This window comes from Herbidospora galbida, assembly GCF_005233835.1.
GTDB classification, from domain to species: Bacteria; Actinomycetota; Actinomycetes; order Streptosporangiales; family Streptosporangiaceae; genus Herbidospora; species Herbidospora galbida.
Genome location: NZ_SZQA01000079.1, coordinates 1 through 14,681 on the forward strand (window position 1 = coordinate 1; position 14,681 = coordinate 14,681).

The 14,681-nt window shown below is 73.4% G+C and carries 11 protein-coding genes; 2 read left to right on the plus strand and 9 right to left on the minus strand.

Annotated features, from left to right (window positions below; all coding sequences use genetic code 11):
• A partial coding sequence (locus FDA94_RS38080) for an AAA family ATPase (RefSeq protein WP_137251876.1) occupies positions 1-1,362 on the minus strand: 1,362 nt, incomplete at its 3' end.
• Positions 1,362-2,453 (minus strand): exonuclease SbcCD subunit D, encoded by a 1,092-nt coding sequence (locus FDA94_RS38085; protein ID WP_137251877.1) that lies wholly within the window; start codon positions 2,451-2,453, stop codon positions 1,362-1,364. The genes FDA94_RS38080 and FDA94_RS38085, both read right to left, overlap by 1 nt.
• Positions 2,454-2,599: 146 nt before the next feature.
• Here FDA94_RS38085 and FDA94_RS38090 point away from each other — a divergent pair, with 146 nt between their 5' ends.
• Positions 2,600-4,078, plus strand: a complete 1,479-nt coding sequence (locus FDA94_RS38090; RefSeq protein ID WP_137251878.1) for an alpha/beta hydrolase family protein — start codon at positions 2,600-2,602, stop codon at positions 4,076-4,078.
• Here the strand turns inward: FDA94_RS38090 and FDA94_RS38095 are convergent.
• Entirely contained in the window at positions 3,998-5,017 is a 1,020-nt protein-coding gene (locus FDA94_RS38095; protein ID WP_137251879.1) for an alpha/beta hydrolase, read from the minus strand. The two genes, FDA94_RS38090 and FDA94_RS38095, sit on opposite strands and share 81 nt — an antisense overlap.
• Positions 5,018-5,179: 162 nt before the next feature.
• On the opposite strand from FDA94_RS38095, the gene FDA94_RS38100 reads away from it, so the two are divergent.
• Complete coding sequence (locus tag FDA94_RS38100) at positions 5,180-6,493, plus strand: LCP family protein (RefSeq protein WP_246060379.1); 1,314 nt, start codon at positions 5,180-5,182, stop codon at positions 6,491-6,493.
• On the opposite strand, the gene FDA94_RS38105 is transcribed toward FDA94_RS38100, so the two are convergent.
• From FDA94_RS38105 to FDA94_RS39695, 6 genes are all read right to left on the minus strand, one after another.
• A complete protein-coding gene (locus FDA94_RS38105; RefSeq protein ID WP_137251881.1) occupies positions 6,490-7,491 on the minus strand; it encodes an enolase C-terminal domain-like protein in 1,002 nt (333 codons plus the stop codon). The two genes, FDA94_RS38100 and FDA94_RS38105, sit on opposite strands and share 4 nt — an antisense overlap.
• A 45-nt stretch (positions 7,492-7,536) precedes the next feature.
• On the minus strand, positions 7,537-8,880 hold the full coding sequence (locus tag FDA94_RS38110) for an MFS transporter (protein ID WP_137251882.1): 1,344 nt from the start codon (positions 8,878-8,880) through the stop codon (positions 7,537-7,539).
• A 250-nt stretch (positions 8,881-9,130) separates the two neighbouring features.
• Entirely contained in the window at positions 9,131-10,318 is a 1,188-nt protein-coding gene (locus FDA94_RS38115; RefSeq protein WP_137251883.1) for a VWA domain-containing protein, read from the minus strand.
• On the minus strand, positions 10,318-12,480 hold the full coding sequence (locus FDA94_RS38120; protein WP_137251884.1) for a DUF5682 family protein: 2,163 nt from the start codon (positions 12,478-12,480) through the stop codon (positions 10,318-10,320). The genes FDA94_RS38115 and FDA94_RS38120 overlap by 1 nt, the downstream gene beginning before the upstream one ends.
• A 3-nt stretch (positions 12,481-12,483) precedes the next feature.
• Positions 12,484-13,569, minus strand: a complete 1,086-nt coding sequence (locus tag FDA94_RS38125; protein WP_137251885.1) for an ATP-binding protein — start codon at positions 13,567-13,569, stop codon at positions 12,484-12,486.
• Positions 13,566-14,681: DUF5691 domain-containing protein (locus FDA94_RS39695; RefSeq protein ID WP_170991310.1), on the minus strand; the 1,116-nt coding region annotated here is incomplete at its 5' end. The genes FDA94_RS38125 and FDA94_RS39695, both read right to left, overlap by 4 nt.

Genomic DNA, 14,681 nt, shown 5'->3' on the forward strand with positions numbered 1-14,681 from the left:
GGCTTCGGCCAGGTCGGCGGTGATCGCGTCGCGGCGGCGGACGGCGTCGAGCAGCTCGCCCGCCCGTTCGCGGGCCGCCTCGGCTCCCGGCAGGGCGGCTTCGGCGACCGTGGCGGCGGCGCGGCGCTCCTCGGCCTCCGACAGTTCGGCGGTGGCGGCCTCCAGGCGGTCGGCAGTCGCGCGGAGGCCCTTCTCCAGGGCGGCGATCTCGTCGTTCAGGCTCGCCTGTTCGCGGATCACGCCGTGGAGGCGGGCCTCGTCGTGGAGGGCCTCCTCCAGGCGGATCAGCTCGTCGCGGCGGGTGCGTTCGGCCCGGCGGTGGTCGGTCTCCGGCAGGCCCGACGTGCCCGCCTCGAAGGCCGCCGACGCCGCCGACGCCGTCTGTTCGCGGGCCGTCAGCTGGTCGAGCAGGGGGACCACGCGGGACGCCGACGCGGCCTCGGCCAGGATCGTCTCCAGGTCGGCGCGTTCGTCGGCGCGGGCCTCCAGCTCGTCGTGGCGGATGCGGGCGGCGGTGTGGCGGCGCCGGCGTTCGGCCAGGTCGCGGCCTTCGGCCAGGCGGTCGCGGGCCTCCCGGAGGGCCTCGTCGGAGACCGCCGCCTCGGCCGAGGTGACGGCGGCCGAGGCGGCGGCGAGCAGGGCGGAGGACCATTCGAGCGGATCGTCGGACTCACCCGCCTGAGCCGACAGCTCCGCGCCGGCGGCGCCGCGCATGCGGTCGGCGCGGGCGCGGACCTCCTCGGCGAGCCGCTCGGCGATCCGGCCGGTCTCCCGGCGGTGGTCGGCGAGCCACTTCTCCATGTCGGTGAACACCCGCACGGTGAACAGGCGCTCCAGCAGCTTGCGGCGGTCGTCGCCGGAGGCGCGCAGGAACTTGGCGAACTCGCCCTGCGGCAGCATCACCACCTGGCCGAACTGGTCGGCGTTCATCCCGAGCAGCCCGCCGATGAAGTCGCCCGCCTCGTCGATGCGGGTCGTCACCGGCGCCCAGTCGCCGTCGCGGAGCTCCTGGACGATCACCTTGGCCTGCTCTTGGGTGGTCCCCTGCCCGCGCAGCTTCGGGCGGGCCCAGGCGGGCGAGCGGGTGACGCGCAGCGTGCGGCCGCGGATGGTGGTCTCCAGCACGATCTGCGGCCCCCGGCCCGGGGGCGCGTGGTCGCAGCGCAGCGACCGGGCGTCGTTGCGCTGACCGGGGACGACGCCGAACAGCGCGCAGCAGACGGCGTCGAGGATGGTGGTCTTGCCCGCCCCGGTGGGGCCGTGGATCAGGAACAGCCCGGCCTCGCCGAGCCGGTCGAAGTCGACCTCCTCCTTGTCCGGGAAGGACCCGAAGGCGGAGATCGTCAGCCGGTGGAGGCGCATCAGGCCATCGTCTCCCTGATGCGGCAGGCCATGGCGGCCTCTTCGAGGATCCGCCGCTCGTCGGGGTCGGCCGCCTCGCCGCGGACCTCGCGGACGAAGTCGAGCGCCACGTCGATCTCGGGCCGCCCGGCCAGCCGGGGGCGCGCGGGCGCCGCCTCGGGCACGTCGTCGGGGGCGAACTGGAGGTCGACGGTGTGCGGGAACCGGGCCCGCAGCCGCTCCATCGCGGCCTTCGGCCGGACGGGGTCGGTGAGGGTCGCCTGGATCCAGTGGTCGGACGGCGGGAGGGCGAGCAGGTCGTCGAGACGGCCCCGCAGCCGGGTGAGCGGGCGGGGCACCGGCGCGGGCACGAAGTCGACCGGACCGCCGAGCTCGACCAGCCACGACCCCTTCACGTGGTCGGCCTCGGAGAAGGAGTAGGCGATCGGGGAGCCCGAGTAGCGGACCGTCTCGCTCATGGTCTGGCGGCCGTGGAGGTGGCCGAGGGCGACGTAGCCGGCCCCGTCGAAGACGCGCACCGGCACGTGGGCCACCCCGCCGACGGTGATGTCGCGCTCGCTGTCGCTGGCCGCTCCCCCGGTGACGAAGGCGTGGGCCAGCACCACCTTCGCGGGGGCGGCGTCGTCGCTTCGTACGCGATCCATGACGTGGGTCATGGCGGCCGTGTGGGTGCGCTCGGGGAGGTTCCACGGAGTGCGGACGAGCTCGGGCTCCAGGTAGGGAATCCCGTAGAAGGCGACGTCGTTCACGACGACGGGGCTCCACGCCTGGTGGGGGTCGGTGCGCAGGTGGATGCGGTCCATCAGACCGGCGCCGAAGCCGAGCCGGACGGGCGAGTCGTGGTTGCCGCTGATGATCACCGTGTCGACGCCGAGACCGCGTAAGCGGCGCAGCGTCTCGTCGAACAGGGCCACCGCGTCGACCGGCGGCAGCGCCCGGTCGTAGACGTCACCGGCCACCAGCACGACGTCGACCCGCTCCGACCTGACGGTCTCGACCAGGTGGTCGGCGAACGCCGCCTGGGCCGGGAGCAGGCTCTCGCGGTGGAAGGACCGGCCCAGGTGCCAGTCGGACGTGTGCAGCAGCCGCATGGCGCACGAAGCTAACAGGTCCCACCGACAAATTGGGCCTCCCCCGCGACAACTGGATCACGTAATGACTTAACCTGGCGACCAGGGGGCATCGTAAGGAGGAAGGCACGGCTCGGAATATGGACCACCCATCGGGGAGCGGCCTGATGACCATTGGGCGGGGCACGCTGACGATTCTCGCCGGCGTCCTCGTGGCGTTGCTGGGAGTGATCGGTTACCTCCTGCCGCCGCCCGCGTTCGATCCGCCGCCCCTGGAGCCGCCCGCCGCCTTCCGCGATCTGCCGGCCCAGCCCGCGGCCGAGACGCGTCCTCCTTCGACCGTCTATCCGGTGACCACCGAGACGATCACCGTGCCGGTCAGCGGCGACAACCTGGTCACCACGATCCGCACCCCGCAGGGCCCCGGCCCGTTCCCGGCGATGGTGTTCGTGCAGGGCTCGGGCTCCGGCGACCGGGGCGAGTTCACCTCGCAGGCCGAGTGGCTGGCCCAGCACGGCATCGTGACCCTCGCCTACGACAAGCGCACCCACGGCTACTCCTTCCGCAGCCGCGACTTCGGGCTGCTCGCCGACGACGCGGTGACCATGGTCGACCTGCTGCTCAAGCGGCCGACCACCGATCCGGCGCGGACCGGCCTGTGGGGGGTCAGCGAGGGCGGCTGGGTGGTCCCGATCGCGGCGTCCGAGCGGCCCGACATCGCCTACACGGTGCTGGTCTCCTCCCCCAACGTGTCGCCGATGCGCCAGGTCGCGTGGGCGCTCAACGAGCAGCTCCTGCGGCTGCACGCGCCGACCGGGGTGCGCGACCTGCTGACCCGGGCCATGGGCGGAGTCGGTTTCGACTTTCTCCGGTACGACAGCGCGCCCGCCCTCCACGGCATGCGGCAGCCCACCCTCGCCCTCTACGGCACCGGCGACCCGTCGATCCCGTTCGTCGAGAGCACCCAGACCCTGATCGACGCCAAGCCGGCCGACAACTACACGATCCGCTTCCTCGCCGGGGCCGACCACGCGATGCGGCGGCACGGCGGGCCGTTCGTGCCCGACTACCTGCCGACCCTGTCCAACTGGATCACCGGCCTGCCGTCCCAGTCACCGGTCAAGATCGCCGGAGCCAAGCCGGTCCAGCGCTACGAGGCCACCGACGTGCCCGCCGCCCCCTGGTACGGCGCCAGCACCTTCCTCGGCCTCACCCTGACCCTGGCCGCCTTCGGCTACGTCGCGGCGCCGGTGACCGAGATGTTCGTCCGGCTGCGCGGCCGTGACCTGCGGCACCAGACCAACGCCCGCGTGTGGCCGCCGATCCGGCGGCGGCTGTGGCGGATGATCTTGACCAGCCTCGCGCTGCTGGCCTCGGTGCTCGCGTTCATCATGCTGATCGTGCTGTTCTCGGTGAACCAGGCCGGCGCCTGGCCCGCGGTGCAGGCCGGCTGGCTGGTGGTGCGCGTGCTGGCGGTGGTGATCCTGGCGCAGATGGTGGGCACCACCGGGGCCGTGCTCGTCGGCCTGCGCGACGGCTGGGAGGTCACTCCCTCGCAGCAGGTCTCACTGACCGGCGTGCTGGGCGGCACCGCCCTGATGCTGGTCATCGCCGCCTATTACGGGCTGTTCGGCTTTCCCTGGTAGGGCGCCCGGGAGTGCGTAGGCCAGCCAGCGGTCCATCTCGTCGAACACCTGCTTGCGCACCGGTTCGGCCGACAGGACCAGGTCGTGGACGCCGCCCGCCACCCGGACCACCGTCACGCGGGGCCCGATGCGGGTGGCGTACCGGGCGATGTGCTCCACGTCGAGCACGGTGTCGGTGTTGCGGACCTCCGGCGCGAAGTCCTTGACCCGCAGGCTCTGGTCGGAGCAGAGCACCAGCACCGGCACGTCGACCTTGAGCCCGCCCTGCAGCCGGTGGTGGGCGCGGCGGATGGCGGCCAGCCAGGCGGCGTGCACGGGGAAGCCGCCGAGGGGCTTCCAGTCGAGGTCGTAGTCCCATTCGCCCTCGCGGGACAGGTGGATGCTGTCGCCGTAGACCGTCGAGACGCCCACCGGCAGCACCGCGCGGGCGGGCAGCCGCGCGAACACCCCCTTCAGCGCGTCGGCGACCCCCTTGACCAGGACCGGGACGTTCAGGTCGAGGAACGGGCTGTTCAGCAGGAGCGCCTGCACCAGACCCCGGCCGCGCACCCGGTCGGCCCACAGGGCGGCGACCAGCCCGCCGGTCGAGTGGCCGTTGATGACCAGTTCGTCGTGGTCGGCCCGGATGATCGCGACGGCGGCGTCGATCTCCGGGAAGTACTCGGTGACGCTCCGGACGAATCCGCGCGTCTGGTACGGCAGCAGCGACCTGCCGTACTTGCGCAGGTCGAGCGCGAAGAACGAGACGCCCTGCTCCACGTAGTGGTCGGCCAGGTGGGCCTGGAAGAAGTAGTCGGTGAAGCCGTGCAGGTAGAGGACCGCGCGGCGGGCTCCCGGCACCACCCGGCGGACCAGCGTCGCGACGACCTCGCCCTCGTCGTCGGGCGGGAGGGGGATGGTGACGACGTCGTAGTCCGCGCCCAGGATGTCCTCCGACATGGGGTCAGAGTACGCGAACCGGATGAATCGACTACGAACTCGCCGGTGTCTGGAAGGTAAAGGCGTTCGGCCTCCCCGGACGGTTCAATGTAATCGTGGCGACACGGTCCGTGACCACGTAATCGAGCATCTTCGGGGATGGGCGTGCGGAAACCAGGTCAGGTGATCGGATGGGTCGCGTTGTCGGTGCTGTTCCCGGGGGTGGCCCATCTGCGGGCGGGCTGGCGGCGGACCGGCGCCTCGGTGCTGGCGGTCTATCTGTCGGGTGTCGCGGTGGTCATCACGGTGGCGGCGCTGGCGGGGGCCGACCTGGCCGGGCGGCTGATCGGCCGCCTCGGGCTGCTGGCGGTCATGTCGGGCACGCTCGGCGTGGCGTGGTTCGTGCTCGTGGTGCACTCCTACGTCGTCCTGCGGCCCGGACGGCTGTCGGCGCCGGGCCAGCTGATCTCGGGGGCGCTGACCGGCGTGCTGGCGGTCGGGTCGGCGCTGCCGTTCGGGCTGACCGCCCACTACGCGGCGGTCTCGCAGCGCACGATCGACGGCCTGTTCAGGAACTCGGGCGAGATGCCGACGGGCGAGCCGTTCGGCGGGCGCGACCGGGTCAACATCCTGCTGCTCGGCGGTGACCTGGCCGGCAACCGGGTCGGCGTGCGGACCGACAGCATCAACGTGGCCAGCGTCGACGTGCGCACCGGCCACACCGTCATGTTCGGGCTGCCGCGCAACCTCGAAGGGGTCCGGTTCCCCGAGGGCAGCCCGATGTACAACCAGTTCCCCTTCGGCTTCCGGCTGCCGAGCGGGCCCGACGGCTCGCGGGAGGACCTGCTGTTCTCGGTGTGGGAGTACGCCGACCAGCACCCCGAGGTCTTCGGCGGGCGCACCGGCATGGGCCCGGCGACCCTGAAGGAGACCGTCGGGGAGATCCTGGGGCTGCGCGTCGACTGGTACACGCTGGTCAACATCGGCGGCTTCGCCAAGATCATCGACGCGATCGGGGGGCTGGAGCTGACCGTCGACCGCAACGTCGTCTACGGCCGCCGCAACGAGGGCCTCATCCCGGCCGGGACCCGGAGGCTGACCGGCGAGCAGGCGCTGTGGTTCGCCCGGTCGCGGACCTTCTCCGACGACTACGCGCGGATGAAGCGGCAGAAGTGCGTGTTCGCGGCCCTGCTGGCCCAGGCCGAACCCGCCACGGTCCTGACCCACTTCACCGAGATCGCGGGCGCTACCGAGGGACTGCTGGAGACCGACATCCCCGGCCCGATGCTCGAACACCTGGTGCCGCTCGCGGCGAAGGCGAAGAAGGCCGGGGTGACGAGCGTCCAGTTCGTCCCGCCGATGATCAGCACCGCGTCGCCCGACTGGACCCTGATCAGGAACACCGCCGCGCGGGCCCTCACCGGCGGGGGCGGCGCGTCGAGCAGTTCGCCGAAGGCCCCGAAACTGGCCGAGGGCTGCGCGCCCGTCGCGCCCTAACGCAGGGCGAAGCTGTCGCGGGCCATCCGCCTGACCCGTTCCTCGTCGACCGTGTGGCCGAGGCCCGGCTGGGTCAGCGGGATGGCCACCACTCCCCCCGACGCGCCGACCGGCGGGTCGACGATCTGGGCGTTCCTGGGCGGTTCTGTCACGTCGCTCGGGAGGGTGCAGCCCGGCAGGGCGGCCACGGCGACGGTGGCCGCGCGGGCGAGCCCGGCGCCCCGGCCGTCGGCGCAGGTGATGTCCCAGCCCGCCCGGCGGGCGCGGTCGTGGGCGGTCTTCACGGCGGCCAGCGAGCCGAAGAGCGAGGGCCGGAGCATGAGGGCCCGCCCGGCCCGCGCCGCGATCGCCTCGTCGAGCTCGGCCAGCGACCGGGCCTCGACGACGACCGGGATGGACAGCCGCGACTGCAGCTCGGCGCTCAGGTCGAGGTCGTCGCAGGGCCGCTCGATCCCCGACAGGTCGTAGCCGGCCAGGGACTCCAGCTGCCCGATCTCCGTGTACGCCCGCCGCGCGTCGACCGTGATCGCCAGCGCCGGGTAGGCGGCCCGGATCGCGCGCAGCGGCTCGACGTCCCACCCCGGGTGGATCTCGACGGTGACGTGGGCGTAGCCGGCTCCGACGAACCGGTTGACGCCGTCGACCGCCGACTGCAGCGACCGCACGGCGGGCAGCCGGACGGTGGCCATGAGCGAGGTGCGGGTGCCGCCGATCGCGTGGGCCAGCGGCACGCCCGTCATCCTGGTCGCCAGGTCCCAGCAGGCCATGTCGGCCGCCGAGCCGAGCTCGGGCAGATCGTGGGGGGTCTCCCAGTCGACCCCGATGAGGATCTGGGCCAGGGTCTCCTCAAGGGTGTTCCAGACCTTGGGATCGGGGTGGACGACCTCGCCCCACCCGGCCATCCCGCCGTGGTCGGTGAGCTTGACCAGGATGCTCTCCGGTCGCCTGCCGTAGGGCAGGACCAGCCGGAACACATCGACCTCACGGACACGCGGCACGAACGGCTCCCCTCCTGTTCTCGAGGCGCACTCCCGTGCGAGCTCTCAGACCTCCATGGTGACACGCCGGGACAGCAGTGCTCCCGCCAGCGCCATCACCACGAGCAGGGCGAAGCAGACGGCGTAGGCCCCGGTCGAGGTGAGGATCGCCCCGGTGACGGCCACCGCGACCACGGTCACGCCCGACTCGCCGACGCTCAGCGAGGCGCTGTTCTTGCCCTCCTCGCCGGGCTTGGACAGCTCCAGGACCAGCACCGACAGCGTCGGGTAGATCATCCCGATGCCGAGCCCGCAGACCACCCAGCCGACGAACGCCACCCAGATCGGGACGGCGGGCAGGAACGCCAGCGCGGTCACCGAGATCCCGGCCACGACCAGCAGATGGCCGCCCCAGAGCCGCAGCACGCGCCCGCCCGGGTACTTCCCCTGCAGCCACGACCCGGCCGACCAGGCCAGCGCGCCGCCGGTGAGGGCGATGCCCGCCTCGGTCAGCGTCAGGCCGCGCTCCCTGACCAGCATGAGCGGCACGAGGACCTCGGCGGCGAAGAACGCGCCCATGCTCAGGCCGCGCAGCGCGACCACGGTCGGCAGGCCGCGGGCCGCGCGCAGGGTCCCGCCCGGGACCAGCATCGGCAGCGCGACCAGCAGCACGGCCAGGCCGACCGCCATCAGGGCGTAGTCGGCCTCGCCCGAGCCGTATTGGAGCACCGCCGCGCCCACGGCCGCGCCGCCGCCCCAGGCGAGCCGCGCGGCGAACGGGCCGGTGTCGACCCTCTCTTCCTCCTCCGCGTACGGCTCTCTGGAGGCCAGGCCGCGCCAGAAGATCGCCGCGGCGGGGAGCGCGATGACCGCGACGCCGAGGAAGACCGCCCGCCACGTCCACGCCTCGGTGACCGTGCCGGTGATGGCCGGGCCGACCACCGACGGCAGCACCCAGGCGGCGGCCAGCAGCGAGAAGACCTTCGGGTGCATCGCGCCCGGGTAGACCCGCGCGACCAGGACGTAGATGGCCACGTTGAACAGCCCGCCGCCGAGCCCCTGGAGCAGGCGTCCGGCGATGAAGACCTCCATCGTGGGGGCCAGCCCGGCGATGACCAGGCCGGTCACGAACATGCCGAGGCCGGTCCAGAGGGGCTTGTCGGGGCCCGAGAGGTCGCCCCAGCGGCCGCCGGCGACCGTGCCGACGAGGGTCGCGGCGACCGCGCCGCTGAAGGCGAGGCTGTAGAGGCCGAACCCCTGCAGCTCCCTGCCGATCTCGGGCATGGCGGTCGCGACCGCCATGTACTCGAACGCGACCAGGACCATGAGCGCGGTGATGCCGGTGCTCAGGGCGCGGTAGCGCGACGAGAAGACCGCCGGCGGCGACGTGGATGTCATGAGGGAAGCCATGATTCGGACATTACGAAAGGAGAGCGTACCGGGCATCGGGCCCTGGCCCGAGGAGGCCGTGGGACCTTGGTCCGAGGACCGGGCGGCCTTTTCCCGGCGGGTGGTCCTAGGTCCGCCGTCGGAGGCGCGGCGGGAGCGGAGGGTCGGCGCCGGGTGCGGCGCGGTGCGGGGGCGGCGGGCGGGGCCGGGGTGGGCGGAGCCGTGACGGAAGCCGGGGGAAGACCCCGGCGGCGCCGAGGTCTTCCGCCGGTCAGGCGCGCTGGTTGCCCTCGCCGAGGGTGCGTTCGGCCCAGGCGGTGATGTCGCGGCGTTCGATCGCGGCGGCCATCAGGTCGGGGAAGGCGTCGGGGGTGCAGGCGAAGGCCGGGACGCCCATCGCCGCCAGGGCCGCCGCGTTCTCGTGGTCGTAGAACGGGGCGCCCTCGTCGGACAGGGCCAGCAGGACGATCACCTGGACACCCGCCGCCGTCATCGCCGCGACGCGCTTGAGCATCTCGGCGCGGACGCCGCCCTCGTAGAGGTCGCTGATGAGGATGAAGATCGAGTTGGCGGGGCGGGTGATGAGGCCCTGGGAGTAGGCGATGGCGCGGTTGATGTCGGTGCCGCCGCCGAGCTGGGTGCCGAACAGCAGCTCGACCGGGTCGTGGAGCTGGTCGGTGAGGTCGACGACGGCGGTGTCGAAGACGACCAGGGACGTCTTCAGCGACCGCATCGAGGCCAGCACCGCGCCGAACACGCTCGAATAGACCACCGAGGCGGCCATCGAGCCGCTCTGGTCGATGCAGAGCACGACCTCGCGCTGCACCGACTGCTGCTTCCTGGCATAGCCGACCAGGCGCGACGGCACGACCGTGTTGCGGTCGGGCAGGTAGTTCTTGAGGTTGGCCCGGATGGTCCGGTCCCAGTCGATGTCGGCCGGGCGCCTCGGGCGGTTGGTGCGGGCGGCCCGGTTGAGCGCGCCGGTCACCGCCGCCCTGGTGCGGTGCTGGAGCTTGCGCTCCAGTTCGTGGACGACCTTGCGGACCACCACCCGCGCCGACTCCCTGGCCTTCTCGGGCATCACCCGGTTGAGCGACAGCAGGGTGCCGACCAGGTGGACGTCGGGCTCCACGGCCTCGAGCATCTCCGGCTCCAGCAGCAGGCGGCTCAGGTCGAGGCGGTCGATGGCGTCCTTCTGCATGACCTGGACGACCGTCGAGGGGAAATAGGTGCGGATGTCGCCCAGCCAGCGGGACACCCGGGGCGCCGAACCGCCCAGCCCGGCCGAGCGGGGCGCCGACTCGCCGTCGCCGTCGAGGTCGTAGAGGGCGGCCAGCGCGGCGTCCATGCCTGCGTCGGTGCCCGACAGGCCGCCGAGGCCGCCGCCGGGCGCGTTCTCGGCCTGGCCGCCGAGGACCAGCCGCCAGCGGCGGGCCCGCTCGTCGTCGTGCACGTCCATCAGCCGCTCCCCAGGATGCCCATGACGGTGCGCACGGCCGGGGCGGCGCGCTCGTCGTCGTACGCGATGTCTTTCTCGGTGGCCGAGCCCGAGCGGACGCGGCTCGCGATCGAGCGCCGCTCGGGCGGCGCGAAGGAGCCGAAGGTGCGCCGCAGCAGCGGCAGGACCTCCACGAACGCGTCGCCGCGCAGGCCCACGAGCCAGTCGTCGACCATGGCCAGCAGGCGGGGGTCGTGCACCAGCAGCAGCCCGCCGCCGGACAGGAACCCCTCGATCCACGCCCCCGCCCGCGCGGGCGGGTGGGCGAGCGAGACGGCCCGCGACATGCGCGCGTCGGCGTCGCCGAGCCGGTCGCCGTCGAACAGGATCCGGACGATCCGGCCCTCGATCACGCCGGGCAGGCCGGTCCGGTCGGCGAGGGCGCGCAGCGCGCCCAGCCAGCGCTCGCGGCCCTCGTCGAGCAGCGCGGACGCGCTGGTCACGGCGTCGATGTGGGCGACCATGCCGCGCGCGTTCTCGTCGTCGAGCCCCGACACGGCGGCCGACAGCCCGGCGCAGACGCGCGCCAGCAGCGACGTGGCGATCACGGCCAGCCCCTCGGCCGGGGTGCCCCGGACGTCGCCGTAGCGCTGGGCGCGGACCAGGGCCGGCAGCGCCGCCATGAGGTGGCGGATGTCGGTGTCGACGGCGGCCCGGTCGCCGATCGCGGCCAGCACGGCCGGCAGCGACCCCGGCAGGTCGGCGAGCAGCGCCCGCTCGACGAGCCCGGTGAGGTCGGCCAGCGCCGCGCCCTCACGGGCGGCCACCTCGGCGATCTTCGCGGACGCGGCGGCCGGGACGGTCACCCCGAGCGGCGCGGCCTCGATGAGCGAGATGTCGAACTCGGGCCGCCACTGGAGCGCCCAGGCCTCCTTGAAGGTGCCCTTGCCCCGGGTTTGGCGGGGTTCGCCCCACGGGACGTTGAGCAGCCGGAGCCGGTGCAGCAGGCGGCTGCGGTCGAGGTCGAGCGGCTTGCGCAGGTCGAGTTCGAGTTCGCGGTCGAGCGCCTCGGGCTTGAGCCGGAGCCGCCGCTGCTCCTCGCGCAGATGCCGCTGCAGCGGGACCATCGGCGTCGAGTCGGGGACGTGGCCGAGCCGCTCCCCCACGACCATGCGCCGCTGGATCAGCTCGACGGGCAGTTCGTCGCCCTCGCACAGCACGGCCCGAGCCGCCTCGGTGACCTCGGCCAGCCCGGCCAGCGGCCGGTTCCGGATGACGGCCAGGCTCTGCGCCAGCCTGACCGACTCGATGACGTGGGCCGAGGAGACGGGGATCCCCTCGTCGCGCAGCACTCCTGCGGCTGCCGTCAGCCACCGCTCGACCGGGCGGTCGGGAGTGGCGAACAGGTGGGCGTACCAGCCCGGCGAGCTGACGCCCGCGCCGTAGCCGCTCCAGTGGGCGAGCCGGCCGTGGGTCCAGGGCACCCACGTCATCTCGGCCTTGACCCTCGGCAGGCCCTTGAGGATCCGGTCGTCGGCGGCGGCCGGCCCGATCGAGGTCAGCGCCGGGACGTGCCACGCGCCGCACACGACCGCGATGTTGACGAACCCCTCCTTGATCGCGACCCGGACGGTCCGGCGCATGTACGCCTCCCGCCGGGCCTCCCTCTCGTCGGGGGTGTAGCCCTCGCGGACGGCGGCCATGGCCTCGGCGATGACCTCGAAGGGGGTGTCGCCGCGGTGCTCGACGGCGTCCTCCCACCAGCGCTCGGGGTCGTCGTACCCGGCGGCGGCGGCCAGCGAGGCGATGGGGTCGATCCGGACCGCCTGCGCCGGGGTGACGTCGTCAGCCTGGTCGGGCTCCTTCTCCGCCAGTGAATGAGCGGCCGGGAGGTCGCAGAAGCGGGCCGGGATGCCCGCTTCCACCGCGTATTTGAGGGCCTGCCATTCCGGGGAGAAGGTCGCGAAGGGCCAGAAGGCCGCCTTGGTCGGGTCGCCCGGCACGTGGGCCAGCAGCGCCACCGGCGGCTCCATGCCGGGGTCGGCGGTCAGGGCGACCAGGCCGTCGGCCTCCGGTGGGCCCTCGATCAGCACGATGTCGGGTCGCAGTCGGGCGAGTTCGGCCACCACGGCGCGTGCGGAACCAGGGCCGTGGTGGCGGACGCCCAGCAGGGTGATGGTCATCGGTCAGCCGGCGTCCCGGCAGGCGCGGTAGAAGTCACGCCACTCCTCGCGTTCCCGGACGACCGTCTCCAGGTATTCCTGCCAGACCACCCGGTCGGACACCGGGTCTTGGACGACCGCCCCGACGATCCCGGCCGCGACGTCGGAGGGCCGCAGCACCCCGTCGCCGAAGTGGGCCGCCAGGGCGATCCCGCTGGTCAGGACCGAGATCGCCTCGGCGGTCGACAGGGTGCCGCTGGGCGACTTGACCTTGGTGCGGCCGTCGGAGGTCACCCCCGAGCGCAGCTCGCGGAAGACCGTGACGACCCGCCGGATCTCCTCCAGGCCCGCCGGGGTCTCGGGCAGTTCGAGCGACCGGCCGAGCTGGGCGACCCGGCGGGAGACGATCTCCACCTCCTCCTCGGCCGAGGCCGGGACCGGCAGCACCACCGTGTTGAACCGGCGGCGCAGCGCGCTCGACAGCTCGTTGACGCCGCGGTCGCGGTCGTTGGCGGTGGCGATCACGTTGAAGCCCTTGGCCGCCTGGACCTCCTCGTTGAGCTCGGGGATCGGCAGCGTCTTCTCGGACAGGACGGTGATCAGCGCGTCTTGCACGTCGGAGGGCATGCGGGTCAGCTCTTCGACCCGGGCCAGCCGGCCTTCGGCCATGGCCCGCATCACGGGGCTGGGGGTCAGCGCCTCCCGCGAGGGGCCCTCGGCGAGCAGGCGGGCGTAGTTCCAGCCGTACCGGACGGCCTCTTCGGCGGTTCCGGCGGTGCCCTGGACCAGCAGGGTCGAGTCGCCCGAGACGGCGGCGGCCAGGTGTTCGGACAGCCAGGTCTTGGCGGTGCCGGGCACGCCGAGCAGCAGCAGCGCCCGGTCGGTGGCCAGGGTGGCGACGGCGACCTCGACGATGCGGCGGGGGCCGATGTACTTCGGGGTGATCACCCCGCCGGGGTGGCTCGCGTCGCCCAGGATGTAGGTGGTCACCGCCCACGGCGACAGCCGCCAGCCGGGCGGGCGGGGCCGGTCGTCGTGCTTGGCCAGGACGGCCAGTTCGTCGGCGTACTGGTCTTCCGCGTGGGGCCGCAGGACGGTGGGGGTCGTCACGAGAACTCCTTGATCATGTCGGAACGGAAGCGGAGCAGGGCGGAGGCGGTCCGCAGTTCGCCGATGTCGGGCAGCTGGTCGAGGTCGTAGACGCCGGTCGGGTCGAGCCGCTCGCCCGCCAGGCGGGCCAGTTCGCCCGCGTTCCACGGCTGGCTGGAGGCGATGTCGGCGACCCGCTGGAGCACGGCCGCCGCGAGCGGCCCGCTCCACGGCCCCGGCACCCCGCCGAGCATCATGATCAGCTGCCCGTCGACGTTGCCCGCCCGGACGATCTCGGCAGCCCGCCACGACCGTTCGTCGGGCGGCAGGACGGCCAGCAGGTCGGTCAGCGGTTCGACGTCGAACAGGGCGCGGGCCCAGACGGGGTCGTCCTGCAGGATGGCGGCCCTGATCCAGCCCATGTGGATCTCCCGGGCCCAGTCGCCGATCGTCATCCGGACCAGCTCGGCGGGTTCGGCCCCGAGATGGCCCGGCCAGAACCGGAGCGGGGTGTGCGCGACGACCTGCTGCAGCCACCAGCTGCGCGGCCCGGTGCCGGCCGGCGGCCGTGACCGGACGCCGTCGCGCTCCATGACGGAGTCGCAGGCCGTCGGCGCGACCGCGGAGAGCCGGGAGCCGTCGCGGACGAGCAGCGGCGCGGCCCGCGCGGCCATGCGCTGGCCGAGCCGGGAGTCGGGCAGCTTGGTGAGCAGGTCGGCGGCGGCCTGCCGGACCTCGCGGCGGCGGTCGTCGAGCGCCTTCTCGAGGAAGGGCTCGTCGGCCATGCTCAGCCCGTCGGCCAGGACAGCGACGAAGACGGCGCGGTCGTCGGGGTTCTCCTTCGACCAGCCGACCTCCAAGAGGTCTCTGGCCTCGTCGGCGGAGGCGGCCCGCAGCGCGGCCAGGAACGCCTGGCGGTCGCCGCGCGTGCCGAACTCCCACGGCCGGTGGTCGAGACCCCTTGGGGCCGTAACGTCGCCGGAGCTCTCCTGGAGGAGATAACCCCACTCGGGGTTGAGCTGGGCCAGCCAGCGGCCCCGCGCCCCCGCCACGACGGCGAGGTCGGCCCGGATCGACCGGTCGCGCGCCCCGGCGGCGAGCAGCTGCGGCAGCAGCCGCGCCGGGACGCGCAG

Excerpts from the sequence above, each read along its gene's own strand:
- FDA94_RS38085 (WP_137251877.1), bottom strand. The coding sequence starts at position 2,453 with ATGCGGCTGCTGCACACGTCCGACTGGCACCTGGGCCGGTCCTTCCAC.
- FDA94_RS38090 (WP_137251878.1), top strand. The coding sequence starts at position 2,600 with ATGACCATTGGGCGGGGCACGCTGACGATTCTCGCCGGCGTCCTCGTG.
- FDA94_RS38095 (WP_137251879.1), bottom strand. The coding sequence starts at position 5,017 with ATGTCGGAGGACATCCTGGGCGCGGACTACGACGTCGTCACCATCCCC.
- FDA94_RS38110 (WP_137251882.1), bottom strand. The coding sequence starts at position 8,880 with ATGGCTTCCCTCATGACATCCACGTCGCCGCCGGCGGTCTTCTCGTCG.
- FDA94_RS38115 (WP_137251883.1), bottom strand. The coding sequence starts at position 10,318 with ATGGACGTGCACGACGACGAGCGGGCCCGCCGCTGGCGGCTGGTCCTC.
- FDA94_RS38120 (WP_137251884.1), bottom strand. The coding sequence starts at position 12,480 with ATGACCATCACCCTGCTGGGCGTCCGCCACCACGGCCCTGGTTCCGCA.